General features: G+C 62.7%; 13 protein-coding genes. 10 read left to right on the forward strand and 3 right to left on the reverse strand.

The window, feature by feature from the left end; genetic code table 11:
* The first annotated feature begins 296 nt into the window (after positions 1-296).
* Positions 297-1,361 (forward strand): serine hydrolase domain-containing protein, encoded by a 1,065-nt coding sequence (locus IE187_RS20185; RefSeq protein WP_189677805.1) that lies wholly within the window; start codon positions 297-299, stop codon positions 1,359-1,361.
* 442 nt (positions 1,362-1,803) lie between these two features.
* Here IE187_RS20185 and IE187_RS20190 read toward each other — a convergent pair whose 3' ends face one another.
* The gene (locus IE187_RS20190) at positions 1,804-2,463 is read right to left on the reverse strand and encodes a TetR/AcrR family transcriptional regulator (RefSeq protein ID WP_308435304.1); all 660 of its coding nucleotides are present in this window, start codon (positions 2,461-2,463) and stop codon (positions 1,804-1,806) included.
* Between the two features lie 123 nt (positions 2,464-2,586).
* Here IE187_RS20190 and IE187_RS20195 point away from each other — a divergent pair, with 123 nt between their 5' ends.
* From IE187_RS20195 to IE187_RS20235, 9 genes are all read left to right on the forward strand, one after another.
* On the forward strand, positions 2,587-5,121 hold the full coding sequence (locus tag IE187_RS20195) for a TonB-dependent receptor (protein WP_189677806.1): 2,535 nt from the start codon (positions 2,587-2,589) through the stop codon (positions 5,119-5,121).
* Between the two features lie 8 nt (positions 5,122-5,129).
* Complete coding sequence (locus IE187_RS20200) at positions 5,130-6,956, forward strand: flavin-containing monooxygenase (RefSeq protein WP_189677807.1); 1,827 nt, start codon at positions 5,130-5,132, stop codon at positions 6,954-6,956.
* Positions 6,953-7,750: an SDR family oxidoreductase gene (locus IE187_RS20205; protein ID WP_189677808.1), complete on the forward strand. Its 798-nt coding sequence runs from the start codon at positions 6,953-6,955 to the stop codon at positions 7,748-7,750. The genes IE187_RS20200 and IE187_RS20205 overlap by 4 nt, the downstream gene beginning before the upstream one ends.
* A gap of 23 nt (positions 7,751-7,773) precedes the next feature.
* A complete protein-coding gene (locus tag IE187_RS20210; protein WP_189677809.1) occupies positions 7,774-9,237 on the forward strand; it encodes an aldehyde dehydrogenase family protein in 1,464 nt (487 codons plus the stop codon).
* Positions 9,238-9,246: 9 nt separating this feature from the next.
* Positions 9,247-9,636, forward strand: a complete 390-nt coding sequence (locus tag IE187_RS20215) for a hypothetical protein (RefSeq protein WP_189677810.1) — start codon at positions 9,247-9,249, stop codon at positions 9,634-9,636.
* Entirely contained in the window at positions 9,633-11,054 is a 1,422-nt protein-coding gene (locus IE187_RS20220; RefSeq protein ID WP_229839602.1) for an MFS transporter, read from the forward strand. Before IE187_RS20215 ends, IE187_RS20220 begins: the two co-directional genes overlap by 4 nt.
* Positions 11,051-12,730 (forward strand): AMP-binding protein, encoded by a 1,680-nt coding sequence (locus IE187_RS20225; RefSeq protein WP_189677811.1) that lies wholly within the window; start codon positions 11,051-11,053, stop codon positions 12,728-12,730. The genes IE187_RS20220 and IE187_RS20225 overlap by 4 nt, the downstream gene beginning before the upstream one ends.
* Positions 12,731-13,255: 525 nt before the next feature.
* Positions 13,256-14,173 carry a tyrosine-type recombinase/integrase gene (locus IE187_RS20230; protein WP_189677812.1) on the forward strand — a complete coding sequence of 306 codons (918 nt, stop codon included), beginning with the start codon at positions 13,256-13,258 and terminating at the stop codon, positions 14,171-14,173.
* 4 nt (positions 14,174-14,177) lie between these two features.
* Entirely contained in the window at positions 14,178-15,371 is a 1,194-nt protein-coding gene (locus tag IE187_RS20235) for an IS91 family transposase (protein ID WP_189677813.1), read from the forward strand.
* 508 nt (positions 15,372-15,879) lie between these two features.
* Here the strand turns inward: IE187_RS20235 and IE187_RS20240 are convergent.
* Entirely contained in the window at positions 15,880-16,101 is a 222-nt protein-coding gene (locus IE187_RS20240; RefSeq protein ID WP_189677814.1) for a DUF6894 family protein, read from the reverse strand.
* Between the two features lie 189 nt (positions 16,102-16,290).
* Positions 16,291-16,924, reverse strand: a 634-nt coding sequence (locus IE187_RS20245) for a hypothetical protein (RefSeq protein WP_189677815.1), incomplete at its 5' end; no start/stop codon positions are given.

The following is a 16,924-nucleotide window of genomic DNA, read 5'->3' on the forward strand; positions in this document are numbered from 1 at the left end:
TTTGCGATGTTGAATCAGATCATGACCGACTTGGGAATCCCCGGCGCTGAGTCAGGCTCCGAGGGACTTGGTATAAGGTCGCAGCGGCTTGGAAGCTGATGGGGGGCAAGCGCCGGGTGATCAGCGCGACATATTTGATCGGCACGAAAGAAGATTGCAAATAGCGCAGCAGACCGTAGTATCGGCGTAACACACCAAGTGATCGGTTGCATCATGACGTTTTTGCGAATTCCCGAATGAACCCGACACGCAGGACAATCCTGGTCGGGACCGCAGGCGCTGCCTGCGCTACCGCCATGCCGACACTGGCCAAGGGCCTGAAGCGTCCGGCGGTGCAACTTCGGTCATGGATGGCGCTTGCTTCCGTACCGGGGGCAAGCTGGGCCGTGCTCGACGGCGGCGCGGGGCCGGCGAGCTTTGCCGAAGGATACGCCAAAGCCGGCGAGGTAAAGGCGACCACGGAGACGCTGTTCGAAGCCGCTTCCCTGTCAAAGCCGGTCCTGGCGGCTGCGATCCACGACCTCGTCCGTGATCGCCGTGTCGACCTCGACGAGCCGGTCGCGAGGCACGTCGATTTCGCCACGGATGCCGCGACCCGGACCATCACGCCGCGTCATCTGCTGTCGCACTCCAGTGGTTTGCCGAACTGGCGAACCGAAGCGAACGACGATCTGGTGAGCAGGTTCAGGCCTGGCTCCGACTTCCGTTATTCCGGGGAGGGCTACACCTTGCTCGCGCGCCTTGCCGAGGCGATAACCGGGCAAACCGCGGCTGAGGTCGTCCGCTCCCGAGTTCTGACGCCGGCAGGGATGACGCGAAGCAGCTACGGCTGGGCAGCCGGGCAAACACCCATGGTGGCATGGGCCCATGATGCTGGCGGCGAACTGATGGCGGACGCGGGTCCCGCTAAGTTCCAGGCAAGCCGGGACGCCGGGCCCCGGCGACCAGTTGAAACGTGGACACAGGGCGATCGGATTGCCGCGGCCAAAGCGCTTGGGAAGCCGGCCTTGCCCGTCTTCATGACCCCAAACATGGCGGCGGGACTGTGGACGACTGCCGGCGACTACGCCCGATTTCTCAGCTTCGCTCAACGCTACCCAGCCATGAACACGCCGACCGTGACAATCGAAGCCGGTCTTTCCTGGGGCATGGGGTGGGGACTCGAGCATTTGGGCTCGGATCGCTTCGCGTGGCACTGGGGTGCTAACGACGGCGTCGCCAACCTGTTCGTTCTCGATCTCGCCAGCGGCGCCGGCTTGGTGGTGCTGACGAACGGTGCCGGCGGCCAAAGGGTGTATGAACGAGCCGCCCGCGTCCAATTCGCACGCGAGTTCGACGCGCTGACGTGGTTGCAACCGTGACGTCGACTTGACCCATTTTCGGCCGCTCAGGCGCTTTTCGTCGTTTTCCGAAACCAGTCGTTCATTCACGATTTCGAGCGGCTCAGTCTGTGGATAGGCGTCGAAACGGGACCCCTTCTTTTGGCAGGAAACCACTGCCATCGCTTGATATTATAGTGGTGAAAGGGGCCCCAATCAGCGCCGATCGGGACCCCTTCATGACCTAACTTTTTAAAAAATACAGGCATTCGCCTGGCTCGAAGCGGGGTCGCGCTTTCGGCGCCGATCGCCATGCCGGGGTCCGGTTGATCGCAACAGTTGACTTAACGATTTGGCAGCTGGTGAGGGCCGGAGGCCCAGACCCAAAGATCGACGTAGTTAGCTAACGCTCAAACGTGGGCTCGCGAGGGCCGACGCGCTCGCTGTGAAGCGCTGCGCGACAGCATATTAGGGTCGGCCGCCGTCAGATCCGGCTCTCCAATCCGTGAAACCCAAAAGCCTCGATCGCGGCCATCAGCCGAGCCGCAGTTAAGCCTTTCACGTCCGGCGCCCATTTGGCGAGCCATATTAGCATACCGAGCAGGAGCTGTACGACCAAGGTCGTCTCGCACGCGACGATGCTTCCATCATCAATTCCGCGGATAATGACGCCCTCTAGCATTGCGCGCAGCCGTTCGGCCCACGTGGCTATGGTCTCGCGCTGCATTGGCTCGAGATAGGAGTAGTCGCCGAAATACAATTGTGGACCGTTCACGTAGGAATCTTCGACCAGCGCGGCGACGAAATGCCTGATCTTTGCAATGCCATCGCCCTCGAAAGCATCGGACTCCCGAATCAACCGTTCGAAGCGCTCAAGCGAGCGGACGTGGCATTCGTAGACGAGTGCCTGCTTATTCGGGAAATAGTAATACAGGGTCGCATCACGCAGATCGAGGCTTGCGGCGATGTCGCTCATCGTCGCAAGCGCAAAGCTTTTGGCATTAATAATCTCAATGGCGGCGCGGATGATCGAGTCCCGCTTTTTGGCGGACTTTCGACCCCTGGCGCGTGGTTTGCCCTCAGCGATCTCTGAACTGGCGATCTTTAAATCCTCTGCGATCCGGTCGTGGCGCGAACTGTCAATAGCGCGACCTAGGTTCGCCGCAAGCCGATTTGATTATCTAGCTTGTCCTAGGTATTCGAGTATGAAATAGAGTGATTGCCGATCTCTGGCGAACGTGGAGAGGGCGCCAAACAGGAGAGAGATATGAAAACCATCCACTTACTTGGTGCCTCGTTCATCGCCCTCGTCGTGAGCGCCCCCGCATGTGCACAGGCAGACCCGCGAGCACCCGTCACTGCACCAGGGACACAGGGCCGCGGCGTCAGTACCGACGCGGGTTCTTCCGACGACATCATTGTGACGGCGTCCAAGCGCGAGCAGACGCTGCAGGACGTTCCGATCTCCGTGTCGGTCACCAGCGCGCAGACAATCGAACGCGCACAGATACGCGACCTCATCGACCTGCAGACAGTCGTTCCATCGCTCAAGGTCGCGCAATTCAACGCGGTCGGACAGACCAATTTCATCATTCGCGGGTTCGGCAACGGCAACGGGAACTTCGGCATCGAAGGGTCGGTCGGCGTTTTCATCGACGGGGTCTATCGCTCACGTAGCGCCGCTTCGCTGAACGACCTTCCGGAGATCGAGCGCATCGAGGTCCTGCGCGGTCCGCAGTCGACGCTGTTCGGCAAGAACGTTTCGGCGGGCGCAATCAGCATCATTACCAAGCGGCCCCAGTTCGACTTTGGTGGTCGCGTAGACCTGACCGTCGGTAACTATGGGCAGATGATCGCAAAGGCCACGGCGACCGGGCCCCTGTCAAAAACAGTCGCGGTGCGGCTTTCGGGTACAATAAACGAACGCGACGGCTTCTACCAGAATGTGGTCACCCGCCAGGATGTGAACGATCGCGACCGCGGATCGCTCCGCGCCGACGTGCTGTGGCAGCCCAGTTCGAACCTGTCCGTGCGGGTTATTGGCGACTACAATGAGATCACGGAACGGTGTTGCGGCACCGTGCAGCTGTTGAACGGTCCAGCGACCCAGTTCCTCGCCTCCCCCGCGCCGTTCGGTCTTGGCGCCACGGTCAGCAATCCCGCGACCAAGTTCGATCGCAACATTGCCTTCAACCAGGACCCCACGAACCATATCGTGGGCAAGGGCGTGTCCGGACAGGTCGATTATGACACAAGCTTTGCGAAGTTCACGTCCATCTCCGCATACCGTGACCAGCTCGACAGCGGCGCGCAGGACGTAGACTTTACCGGCGCGGACTTATCGAACCGCGTCGACCGAACCCGCATCAAGACCTTCACGCAAGAGTTTCGCATCGCTTCGACAGGGAAGGGGCCCTTCACTTGGCTGGTCGGCGCGTTCTACGATCACGAGAATCTTGACACTCGTAGCACGATCAATTTTGGAAGCCAGATCCGCGCCTTTGCCGACGCCCTGAGCGGCGCATCGGCGGCGGTGGCCGGTCATTCCAATCTGTTCGCGCTCGAATATTTGCAGAGCTTGGTCAACCCGAACATCCATCCGGGCTCGACGTACTTTGCCGCCGGCCAAGCCGTGACAGCTCCGTACACGCTGAAGCAAGACTCCTACTCAATCTTTGGACAGGCGGATTACAAGGTCACGGACCGGCTCACCCTCACCGGCGGCGTATCCTACCTCAACGATCGCAAAGCATCGACGTCAAACGTAGTCCTTACCGACGCGTTCTCGCGGCTCAACTTACAGAACGTTCCGGAACTGGCGACGCTCGCTGCCATCGGTGTTCCTGGAATAAAAGCAAACTCCTTTGGAGCGCTCGGCGCGCTGCAATTCTTTTACGGGAACGCGCCGACACATGGTCCAGTCAATTACCCTAATGCCAACGAGTCAGGCGTCCTTAAGGGCGACAAGGTTACCTATCTTGGTCGCGCAGCATATGACTTCGGCTTCCTGAACGCCTATGTCAGCTATTCGACTGGCTGGAAGGCAGGCGCCTTCAACCTTTCGACCGATGCGCGCGCGCCCGATGCAAATGGTATCGGCCGGACCGCCGATCCGGAGAACGTTACCCTCTATGAGGCGGGCCTCAAAGCGGCGTTCCACGGCGGTTTCTTCAATCTCGCAGTGTTCAAGCAGGACATTAGGGGCTTCCAGTCGAACGCCTATACTGGAACCGGCTACAGCCTGGTCAACGCCGGCAAAGAGTCGGTGCGGGGCTTTGAGGCCGATGCGGCCTACAAACCAATCCCGTGGCTCGCCGTCACCGGAAGCGTGACGTACCTCGATCCGAAATACGACTCGTTCCTGCGGGCGCCGTGCGTAAATTACGACACAGTGCGCTGCCCGCTTAACCCGCTAACAGGGCAGCGACCTCTTTTCCGCGACCTGTCAGGCGTTCGCCCCGCCGGGATCTCGAAATGGAGCTTCTCCACCTCGGCGACGCTGTCGCACTCCCTAACCACGGACATCAGCGCGTTCCTGCGCGGCGAGTACGACTATGCCAGTAAGGTGCAGCTGACCGAGACCACGCCTCCGGAGCTGAACACCTACGGTCTCAACAACGTCAACGCGAGCCTCGGCTTCACCAGCGCATCGGCCAAGGTTGACGTGCTGCTCTGGGTCCGCAACCTCACCCAGAACAACACACTGATCGGGGCGTTTCCGACGGTCGCGCAGGACGGGAGCTACAGCGGCTACGTCAATGACCCGCGCACCTACGGCGTCACGCTGACCAAGCGCTTTTGAGGAAGACCATGCCCGAGAACACTGCCAGCCAGGCGCCTGCGCTCGACATCGAAGCCTTGCGTGAACGGTACCGGATCGAACGCGACCGCCGGGTCGCGAGCGATCCGGCGGAACGCCGCTACCGCGACCCGACCGCGGGGTTCAGCCGCATGCTGGACGACCCGTACGGCACCGCTCCTCCGCGTGAACCCATCCACGAGGACGTGGATGTCTTCGTGGTGGGCGGGGGCTTCGGCGGGCTGATGACGGCCGCCCGCTTGGCGCAGGCTGGCATCCAGGACATCCGCATAGCCGAGGCCGGAAGCGATTTCGGAGGAACGTGGTACTGGAACCGCTATCCGGGCGCCGCCTGCGACATCGAGTCCTACATCTACTTCCCGCTGCTCGAGGAGACCGGCTACATGCCGGTCCAGCGCTACTCCAAGGCGCCCGAGATCCGCGAGCACTGCGTCCGCATCGCGCAGAAGTTCGATCTCTACCCGAAGGCGCTGTTCTCGACGCAGGTGACGTTGCTCGACTGGGACGGTGATGCTGCGAGGTGGACCGTCGTGACCGATCGCGGCGACCGAGTGCGCGCGCGCTTCGTGGTGCTCACCACAGGTCCGCTAAACCGGCCGAAACTGCCGGAGATCCCGGGGATCGAGACCTTCGCAGGGCACAGCTTCCACACCAGCCGCTGGGATTACGACTATACCGGCGGGAGCGCGACCGAACCGATGGATCGCCTCGCGGACAAGCGGGTCGGGATTATCGGAACGGGGGCGACTGCTATCCAGTGCGTGCCGCCGCTCGCCGCCGCCGCCGGCAACCTCTATGTCTTCCAGCGCACGCCGTCGTCGGTCGACGCGCGCGACAACGCCCCGACGGATCCCGCCTGGGCCGAAAGCCTTGAACCGGGCTGGCAACGCGAGCGGATGGAAAATTTCACCGCGCAATTTACCGCACAGCTTCCGCCAGAGGACAAGGTGCACGATGGCTGGACCGTGCTGGCACGCGCTGTGCGGGAGAAGCTCGGCAACAACCCGCAGGGTCTTGATCCCGGCACGCTTCTCGAACAGGCCGACTTCGAGAAGATGGCGCAGATTCGCGACCGGATCGGCGCGATCGTCGCCGACCCCGCGACCGCGGAGGCGCTTAAGCCGTGGTTCAGCCTCTACTGCAAGCGCCCATGCTTCCATGACGAATACCTCCAAGTCTTCAACCGCGACAACGTCACGCTCGTCGACACCGCCGGCCGCGGCGTCGAGCGAGTGACGCCCGATGGGCTGGTCGTCGCCGGGCAGGAGTATCCGCTTGACTGCCTGATCTACGCGACGGGCTTCGAGGTCGCGGGCAGCTACGCGAAACGCTCGGGAATGGAGATCCGAGGCGTCGGCGGCCTTTCGCTTACCGACAAGTGGGCTGACGGGCTCTCGACGCTGCACGGCATGCACACGCGCGGCTTTCCGAACTGCTTCGTAATTAGCCAGGCGCAGTCGGGCATGTCACCGAACTTCCCTCACATGCTGAGCGAGCAGACGCTGCACTTGGCTCATATCGTCGAGGAATGCATGAAGCGCAAAATTTCAACGGTCGAACCAACCGCGGAGGCGGAGGGCGCCTGGGTCGAGACCATTGTCCAACTGGCGGAATCGCGCCGCAAATTCATCGAGGCGTGCACCCCCGGCTATTACAACAATGAGGGCCGCGCGTCGGATGCGGCGGCCCGCAGCTCGGTCTTTGGCGCGGGTCCAGTCGTGTTCGTCAACCTGCTTCGTGAATGGCGCGAACAGGGCGATCTTGCGGGTATGGAGCTCGACGGCGTGCATGCGCGCGGAACGGAGAAGCAGGCGTGAGCAGTTCCAATGGGCGCAAGTCTATCTTCATCACCGGCGCCGCCTCGGGCATGGGGCGCGAGACCGCCCGGCTGTTTGCCGAAAAGGGTTGGTTCGTCGGCGCATACGACGTCAATCACGACGGGCTCGAAACGCTGCGCGAACAGGTTGGCGACGCCAACGGATCGTTCAATGTCCTTGATGTCACTGACGCCTCGGCGTGGACGACGGCGATGGACCTGTTTGCCATCGCGACCGGCGGGACGCTCGATCTGCTCTTCAACAATGCCGGGATCGGAGCCAGCGGCCTGCTCGACGAGCAATCGTGGGACGATGTTATGCGAATCGTCAACATCAACTTCATTGGGGTGATGCTCGGCGTTCGCGCCGGCGTGCCGCTTCTGAAGAACACGCCTGGTTCACTGTGCCTGACAACCTCTTCCTCTTCGGCAATCTTCGGAACCGCCGGCATTCCCGTATACTCCGCGACTAAGCATGCCGTGCGCGGACTCACCGAGGCGCTGTCGATCGAGCTCAAGCGCTACGGCGTTCGCGCAGCCGATCTGCTGCCCGGACTAATTGATACGCCTTTGCTGTCCGATGGCATGCGCCAGATGGCGCCAAGTGAGGGTATGTGGCGCCTTGTTGAGCCGCGCGAAGTCGCCGAGACTGTGTGGGAGGCGTACGGAACCGACCGGGTTCACTGGTACATCCCCGAGGAGCTTCGCGACTTCCACCTGCGAGTCGTTGCGGAACCCGAGGCGGTACGCGAGGAGCGGACCGCATTGCTCGCCGCCATGACTGCAGCCGGCTGACTGATCAGAAGCGAGGACCAACAATGTCGATACTCGAGACCCCAGCAACGAGCGTGCCTGCGGCCACCGGCGACGCCGGAGCGATCGCAGCCCTCGGAACGGCATTCGCCGCGCAGCGCGCCGCCTTCGCGACGGACCGCCGTCCGTCAATTGAAGCGCGGCGGGAACGCCTCGGCGCGCTGATTGGCATGATGCTAGCCAATCGCGAGCGCATCTCGGCCGCGGTCGCGCAGGACTTCGGCGCCCATCCTGTGCCGGCCTCCGACCTCATCGAAGTGCTCGGCGTCGTGGGCCGCGCGCAACACGTCCTTGAGCATCTCGAGGAGTGGATGGCGCCCAGCCCGCGCCATACCGATCCAGCGATGCTCGGGACAGCCAGGGCCCATATCGAATACCAGCCTAAGGGTGTCATCGGAAACATCGTGCCTTGGAACTTTCCGTTCGACCTCTCGGTGGGGCCGATGGTCGACATGCTGGCAGCCGGCAACCGCGTCATCATCAAACCCTCAGAGTACACGCCGGCATGCGCTGATCTGCTCGCGGAGATGGTCGCGTGCACATTCGACCCGGATCTGGTCACCGTTGCCGTCGGCGGACTCGAACTCGCGCGCGCCTTCTCCTCGATGCCGTGGGACCATCTACTCTACACCGGCAGCCCCGCAGTCGGCCGGCAGGTGATGCAGGCGGCGGCGGCGAACTTGACGCCAGTTACCCTCGAGCTCGGCGGCAAATGCCCCGCCATCATGACGCCGAATTCCGTCACTGAGACGAATGTCGAATCCGTGATTGGCACGAAGCTCATCAAGAGCGGGCAGATGTGCGTGTCCGTCGATTACGCGCTGGTGCCTCGATCCGACCTCGACACTTTCGTCGCCCATGCCCAGAGCTTCATGGCACGGGCCGCCCCGAACTATTCGCGCGGGGAGGAATGCACCGGTATGATATCGCCGCGGCACCTCCAGCGAATCGAGGACATGCTCGAGGAGGCCCGCGCCTCCCAATGCCGCATTGTGACGCTCGAGGAAGACGGCCGGATCGACCGCGAGACTCGGCGCATGCCGATGTCGCTCGCGATCGCTCCCTCGCAAAACCTGAGGATCATGCAGGAAGAAATCTTCGGCCCTATCCTACCGGTCGTCCCGTACGACGATCTAGACGACGCGCTCGAGGCGATTAACGCGGGCGAGCGGCCGCTCGGGCTCTATGTGTTCGGTGACGACGCGGCACTGACCGAACACGTGCTCGCTGCGACGCATTCCGGCGGCGCAGCGGTCAACACCTGTGCAATCCAGAGCGCGCTGCCTTCGATGGGATTCGGCGGCTCCGGAATGAGCGGAATGGGGCGGCACCACGGCATTGAAGGTTTCCGGGAATTTTCCAACCCGCGCGGCGTGGTCGTGCGCGGCGCAGGCGATCTGATCGACGTGTTCTATTCGCCTTATGCCAAGGCTGCGGGGCTGGTACAGGCCGTCCTCTCCGGAACGTGAGGTGAGGCCATGGAAGGCGAGCATTTCGACATCAACACCGACGCGGCGCAAAACCTTCTGCGCGTGACGATGCGGGGTCATTGGACGCTCGACACAGTCGAAGCATATAAGAAGGCCGTATTGTCTGCGGTATCCGGCATGCTGGCGGCCGGGTGCCGGCGAGGCGACGTGCTGGCGTTCGTCGACGCGCGCGATCTCTCTGCGCAGTCACAGGACGCCGTGGCCGACTACAAAGCGAGCATGGACCGCGATGGGCTGCTGCCCAGACGCCTAGCGACCTTGGTGACGAGCGCGCTTTTCAAGCGGCAGGTCGAGCGGATCGCCATTCCCAACCAACGTCTGTTCTCAGACGAAGCCTCGGCACTCGCCTGGCTTACCTCACCTGACAGCGAGAATTGACCATCACGACATCCCCAACACGACTTGGCCGCGCCGCATGGTGCTGGGCGCTGTTCCAGGGCGGGCGGGACCCTTTCGTCATTCTGGTCACGATCTACGTGTTTGTGCCTTATCTCGTCACGAGCGTAATCGCAGACCCGGTGCATGGTCAGGCACTTGTCGCTGGTGGCGCAAAGTATGCAGGATGGATCGTTGCCCTGACCGCCCCGCTTCTTGGCGCCGTGGTCGACCGAATGGGTCCCCGCAAGCCATGGCTCGCTGCCACGGTTGCACTGATGGCACCCCTCATGGCGGCGCTGTGGTGGGCCAAGCCCGGCGGGGTGGGTCTTGGGGTCGGCACCATCATCGCGATGCTCGCGGCACTATCGGTTTTCTTTGCCTACACAGAAACGTTGCACAACGCATTGCTCCTACCCGCCGCCGGGATGCGTCGTGCCGGGTCGGCGTCCGGCCTCGCGCTCGCGTTTGGCAACTTCGTGTCGGTCGCAATGCTGGCCTTCGTCCTCTGGGGGTTCGCGCTGCCGGGACAGGTCGCCTGGGGCTTCGTTCCCGCAGCTCCACTGTTCGGCCTCGACGTCGCCACGCATCAGCAGGACCGGATTGTGCCCGTCCTCGCCGCACTCGCTCTCGTGCTCGGAACCCTTCCGCTGATGGCGTTCGTCCCCGACGTCGGCAGCAACGGCGTGCGCCTCGGCGCGGCGATCCGACTCGGCCTCGCCGACCTGAAAGCCCTTGTCCTCGAAGCGCGTGGCCACCGAGACGCGCTCGTCTACCTTGGCGCCAGGATGCTCTTCACCGACGGACTGACGGGGATCCTTATCTTCACGGGCGTCTATGCAGCCGGTGCCATGGGTTGGCACACGCTCGAGCTCCTTGCTTACGGCATGATCCTCTGCGTCTTCGCGGTCAGCGGAGGCCTGCTTGCCGGCTGGCTCGATCAGACAATTGGTCCGAAGCGCGCCCTAACGGCGGAAATTTGCGGCGTGGTAGCGTCTCAGCTGCTCTCGTTGGGCAACACTAAATCGCTTCTATTCTATCAACCGTTCGAGACCTTAACGCATGCTCCAATCTGGAGTGGGCCGATGTTCCGTACCGCGCCCGAACTCGGCTTGCTCGCATGCGGAATGCTCGGCGCGGTCACGGTCACAGCTGCTTATGCCTCAAGCCGCACGATGCTTACGCGCGTCGTACCAGCCCATAAGGTCGGCATCTTCTTTGGACTTTTTGTCATCGCAGGGACCGCGACGATGTGGCTCGGCCCGCTGTTGGTCCAAGTAGCTACCGCGACAACGGGATCCCAGCGCGCCGGACTACTGCCAATTTCGGGGTTGTTGGTTGCCGGATTGATTGTTTTGCAATTGGTGCGCGGCGACCTTCGTGTGCAAGATCCTGTAGACGACGGAGTCAGTATCGCATGACCGATGCCGGCCCGCCCCGTCCGTGGGAGAATTTGTATCCTACGCACCTGCGCAACTATCAGTTTGACCTCACGCCTGGGCCCGATCATCCTGCAGATATCCTTACGCTTGCAGCAGAGCGCTTCGGCGCGCTGCCTGCCTTCACGGTGGCACATCTCGATGGCACGACTGAGAGCCTAAGTTTCGTCGAAGCCGTCCGGTTGTCCGACGCATTTGCAGGCTATCTCGAGTCGGTGCTTCACCTGTCGGCTGGCGACGTGGTTGCCGTCAAACTCCCCAATGGCCTTGCATTTCCGATCGTCGTTTTCGGCGCCTGGAAAGCAGGGTTGATCGTCACCCCGGTCAACCCGTTCTATACCGCGGACGAGACGATCCATCAGATCCGCGACAGCGGGGCCAAGGTAATTGTGACGGAAGGGACCATGGCCGATAACCTGAAGGGCAATCTGGTTGAGCTGGCAGTCGTCCTCGCCGATGGTGCTTCGTTTCCCAATCGAACCTCCGCACCTTTCGGAAATGGTTTCACGGGTGAGTCCCTGGACGGTAAGCACGGACGCCATGCATTGGTTACGGCCCTGGCGTCGAAAGAAATACCATCTGGTCGCCGAAGCACTATCGCCCTCTACCAATACACCGGAGGCACGACCGGGCGTAGCAAGGGTGCGGTAATTACAGCGGCGAATCTGCTAGCGACTGCCGTAATCATACGCGACTTTTTTAATGGGTTTGGCGCCCCCATTGAGCAAGGAACCGCGTTGACCGCGCTTCCGCTCTACCACATCTTCGCTTTCCTGTTCGGCATGCTGGTTTATGTCGAAGCAGGCACGCAAAATGTGATCGTGCCGCTTGCGCGTCCAGTTGCGAACCTTCAGCCAGCGTTTAAGAGGTTCAAGATCGACTGGATGGCCGGCGTCGACACGCTTTACGCCGGTCTGCTGGCAGAACCTTGGTTCCGCGAAACGCCTCCGCGTCTTCGATTTGCAATAGCTGGTGGCGCTGCGCTCCGCCCATCCGTCGCGGCTGAATGGGAAAAGCTCGTTGGGCCGATACTCGAGGGCTACGGCCTTACTGAAACAACCGGCATCGTCAGCTGCAATCCTCCGACCGCCGCGCGCCGCAGCGGATCAATCGGGCTGCCCGTCCCCGGAACGGATATCCGGATCGTCGACAAGCAAGGTTGCGAAGTGCCGATGGGCGAGTCCGGCGAATTGCTCGTCCGCGGGGCACAGGTAGCGGCAGGCTATCATGCTGGCGAAGCGGAATTGGCAAAAAGCTTTGACGGCGGATGGTTGCGAACCGGCGATGTCGCCGCGTTTGATGCATCCGGTATGCTCGTGCTCCGCGACCGTACCAAGGACATGGTGCTTGTGTCGGGATTCAACGTTTATCCAAATGAGGTCGAGGCTGTGTTGACCAGCCACCCCGGTGTAGCGGAGGCTGCAGTGATTGGCGTGCCGGACGATCGCACCGGTGAATCTGTGAAGGCGTTCGTCGTCTTGCGTAACCCTCGTCCTTCGATCGCAGAACTCGATCGGCATTGTCGAGCCTCTCTTGCAGCCTACAAAGTTCCTCGAGAATTTGTAGCGCGCGCTGAGCTTCCAAAATCGGCGGTCGGCAAAATTCTTCGTGTGGCGTTGCGCGGTGAATTTGGAAACTCAGAAGCTTCGCGGCGTTAACGAGGCTCGGCGACCTGTAAAGCCGTGCCATCGCCCGTGCCAATTTGGCCCCTACGCCAATCAGGTTACGATGGTCTAGAAATTTGAATAGGTGTTAAAACTGTACCCCCGCCTAAATCCGGCTAAGTCATCGTAGCGGAAGACAGAATAGAGATTCTTGGCGCGCGATTGACGCCGATATATACCCTCGAAAACACTATAATATCAAGCGGTCCAATTGGCTTTCCTGACAAAAGAAGGGGGCCCGTTTCGACGCCTATCCACAATCATGGTAACAGATCTCTGGGCGGATCGCATGTAAGCTTGCCGCAGCGCGCACGGCGGCTCCTGTCCGGAGCGGTCATTCGCTAACCCACCGAGAACATCCGGGTCTGGTCGGTACCTGCCCGGGCGGTTAGACCCAGAGCACGAGGCCGCTGCGCGGCATTGGTGGTGTTCGCGGTGAGGTAGCGCGCCGGCGCTGAGGTTTGGCCGCGCGGGGGCGGTGGCGGACGATGGAGATCCTTCAACAAGAGGAACTTCGCTATGACGCCTCAACCGACCGACCGACCCTTCACCCCGCTGCGTCAGCGCATGCTCGACGACATGGCGATGCGTGCCATGCGCGCGCGGACCCAGCACGACTATGTCCGTCACGTCCGCGCCTTCGCGGCCTTTCTCGGACGTTCGCCCGACACCGCGACCGCCGAGGATGTACGCCGCTTCCAGCTTCACCAGCGCGAGCATGGTGTCGGGGAAGGCTCGATCAACGGCTCGGTGTCGGCGCTGCGCTTCCTGTTCGAGGTGACACTCGAGCGACCTGATCTGTCGCGGCGGCTGGTGCTGGCGCGTCGTCCCAAAAAGCTCCCCGACGTGCTGAGCGTCGATGAGGTGGCCAAGCTGCTCGAGGCGGCACCGGGCATCAAGTACCGCGCGGCGCTGGGTGTGGCATACGGCGCCGGCCTGCGCGTGTCGGAGGTTGCGCACCTCAAGGCAGACGATATCGACAGCAAGCGCATGCTGATCCGCATCGAAGAGGGCAAGGGGCGCAAGGACCGCAACGCGATGCTGTCGCCGCAACTGCTCGAGCTGCTGCGGCTGTGGTGGCGCGAGGGCAAGCGGCGCAGCGTCCTGCTGCCGCACGGCTGGCTGTTCCCCGGGCGCAGCTACACCGATCCGATCTCGACGCGGCAGCTCCACCGCGCCGTCTGCGAGGCAGCCGAGGCGGCCGGGATCCGCAAGCGCGTGAGCCCGCACACGCTGAGGCACAGCTTCGCCACCCACCTGCTCGAACAGGATGTCGATATCCGCGTGATCCAGGTGTTGCTCGGGCACAGCAAGCTCGAGACGACCGCGCTCTACACCAAGGTCGCCACCCGCACGATCCGCGCGGTCACCAGTCCGCTCGACCGGCTGATGGCACTGATGGAGGGCCAAGAGAGACCAGGGCCACCCGCCGGTTGAACCGGTGCGCGCCTCGGTCGAGGTCGCCGACATCTTCCGTGCTGCCGGGCGTGCGTACCGGGCAAGCCATGCCGGGCATCTGAGCCTGCACCAGCTCAAGGTCATTTCGGCGATCGAGCATTGTCGCACCGCCGTCATGGGCGGGCACGTCGAGGCCTGCACCGACTGCGGGCATTGGCGGGTTGCCTATAACAGTTGTCGCAACCGGCATTGTCCCAGGTGCCAGGGTGCCGCCGCGCGCGCCTGGCTCGTAGAACGCGAGGCCGACCTGCTGCCGGTCGGATACTTCCATGTCGTGTTCACGCTGCCTGCCGAGGTCGCCGACATCGCGTTCCACAACAAGGCGCTGGTCTACGACCTGCTGTTCAAGGCGGCGTCCGAGACGATGCTGACCATCGCCGCCGACCCGAAGCATCTCGGCGCCCGCATCGGCATCACCGCGGTTCTGCATACATGGGGATCCGCGCTGACTCACCATTCGCATGTCCACATGATCGTGCCCGGCGGCGGCATCGCGCGAGACGGCACGCGCTGGATATCCTCGCGGCTGGCGTTCCTGCTGCCGGTCAAGGTGCCGGGCAAGCTGTTCCGCCGCCTGTTCCTGACCCGGCTGATGGCGCTCCATGCGGCGGGGCGGCTCGCGTTCTACGGCACCCTCGCGCACCTGGCCGATCGGCGTGCGTTCCTTCGCCACCTGTCGCCGGTCCGCAAAAAGAACTGGGTGGTCTACGCCAAGCCGCCGTTCGCTGGGCCGCAAGCAGTGCTCGCCTATCTGTCGCGCTACACCCACCGCGTCGCGATCTCGAACAGTCGGCTGCTCGCCTTCGACGGGGCCGGCGTCACCATGCGCTACAAAGACTATCGCCGCGGCGGTGCCGATCGGCAGCAGGTGATGACGTTGGCGACGGACGAGTTCATCCGTCGCTTCCTGCTCCATGTCCTGCCGCGCGGGTTCCACCGCATCCGCCATTACGGGCTGCTCGCCGGTGCCACCCGCAAGGCGCACCTCGAACACGCCCGCCAGTTGCTCGGCGTCGCGACGCCGCTCGATAACGAGACGCCCGACGAGCCGACCGATGTCCGCCCGCCATGCCCATGCTGCGGCGGGCACATGGTCATCATCGAGACCTTCGAGCGCTGGCGCCAGCCGCGCGCACCGCCGCACGGCGTCGCATCGACCGGGACCACCGCGCCATGACCCAGCATGGCCCAGCCTCACCGCGCGCCGAAAGTCCTGTGCTTCCGGCAGCGATGCAGCTCGCGCTGGCGCCTTCGCCGATCCCGCCGGTGGCCGTCTCAAACCCTGATCCGGGCCAACATCTCCCGCGCACCCCGCCGCCGGGGGCCGTGTTCCGAACCACCGATGCGCATCACACCAGCCGGTGCGCCCGCGCCACAACGCGGCGAAATCCGAAATCCCCATAGGTCAACACGTGTGGCCCGCGGCTTCCTGCTTTGGAGGATATCGTTCGCCTGCGGCATCCGATATCCTTCACATTCCCAGACATTCAGAAGATCTTTTTGCCCCCCAACTTCGGCCGCTCGTTCATGTTGCGGCAGCCACTGTGGGAACGGCGAGGCTTGAGAAAAAGTCTCGAGGTGGAAGTGAATCGCGCCGGGCTTGCCGGAGGCTCTAACTGCCGAGAAGGCGGAGCCTGCATGAGTAGCTCGGAGATCGAGCCCAAGATCAAGCCGTAATGCCGCGGTCAGTGGAGCGTTAGGGTATTCTCAAACGCCATGACGGAAACGATTTCCCCCAATTCGTCCATTATCTCGATCGACCAACCCAACGGAATTCGCCCCAATTTCGCTTCTTCGCTGATCAAGTCTCGGGCGATACGGATCGATCGGAAGCAAGCGGTTTCCAAGTCGGGAAGCTCGACGCCTTCGTCATCGTAAAAAATGTTTCCATCAGAAACCAAGTTCATTCGATAGCGCATCCCATTGATACGGTTCGGACGACGGTTGGGATGAGGCCGTCAGGCGAATCTTCGCAAGACGGATGAGGACCGCGCTCCCTAAATACACCATCGCCTTAAGCCAGGCGACCATGGCCGCAAAAACCGCTGTATACGAAAACGCGAGACGATAGGCAGCGCTGGACTGCCGGTCGCCGGTCAGCCAGACGCGGCCTTGGCAGCATCCTTCGCGGCCTGGTCCGCAGCCTTTGCCGCATCCTTGCCTGCTTGGTCGGAAGCGGCCTTGGCGGCGTCTTGCGCAGCCTTGTCCGGGGCATCCTTGGCGGCTTGGTCTGCAGCCTTTGCCGCATCCTTAGCCGCCTTGTCCGACGCGGCCTTGGCGGCGTCTTGCGCAGCCTTGTCCGCAGCATCCTTAGCGGCTTGGTCCGCAGCCTTTGCCGCATCCTTAGCCGCCTTGTCCGACGCGGCCTTGGCGGCGTCTTGTGCGGCCTTGTCCGCGGCATCCTTGGCCGCCTGGTCCGCCGTTTTCGCCGCATCCTTAGCCGCCTTGTCCGACGCGGCCTTGGCAGTGTCTTGCGCAGCCTTGTCCGCGGCATCCTTTGCAGCCTGGTCTGCAGCCTTTGCCGCATCCTTAGCCGCCTGGTCCGACACGGCCTTGGCGGCGTCTTGTGCGGCCTTGTCCGCGGCATCCTTTGCAGCCTGGTCAGCCGCTTTCGCCGCATCCTTAGCCGCCTTGTCCGACGCGGCCTTGGCAGCGTCTTGTGCGGCCTTGTCCGCGGCATCCTTGGCGGCCTGGTCAGCCGCTTTCGCCGCATCCTTAGCCGCCTTGTCC

The sequence above is a fragment of the Sphingomonas glacialis genome (genome assembly GCF_014653575.1).
Taxonomy (GTDB): domain Bacteria; phylum Pseudomonadota; class Alphaproteobacteria; order Sphingomonadales; family Sphingomonadaceae; genus Sphingomonas; species Sphingomonas glacialis.

Coding starts and splice junctions, on each gene's coding strand:
- IE187_RS20210 (WP_189677809.1), top strand. CDS start 7,774: ATGTCGATACTCGAGACCCCAGCAACGAGCGTGCCTGCGGCCACCGGC.
- IE187_RS20215 (WP_189677810.1), top strand. CDS start 9,247: ATGGAAGGCGAGCATTTCGACATCAACACCGACGCGGCGCAAAACCTT.
- IE187_RS20195 (WP_189677806.1), top strand. CDS start 2,587: ATGAAAACCATCCACTTACTTGGTGCCTCGTTCATCGCCCTCGTCGTG.
- IE187_RS20225 (WP_189677811.1), top strand. CDS start 11,051: ATGACCGATGCCGGCCCGCCCCGTCCGTGGGAGAATTTGTATCCTACG.
- IE187_RS20230 (WP_189677812.1), top strand. CDS start 13,256: ATGACGCCTCAACCGACCGACCGACCCTTCACCCCGCTGCGTCAGCGC.
- IE187_RS20240 (WP_189677814.1), bottom strand. CDS start 16,101: ATGAACTTGGTTTCTGATGGAAACATTTTTTACGATGACGAAGGCGTC.
- IE187_RS20200 (WP_189677807.1), top strand. CDS start 5,130: ATGCCCGAGAACACTGCCAGCCAGGCGCCTGCGCTCGACATCGAAGCC.
- IE187_RS20185 (WP_189677805.1), top strand. CDS start 297: ATGCCGACACTGGCCAAGGGCCTGAAGCGTCCGGCGGTGCAACTTCGG.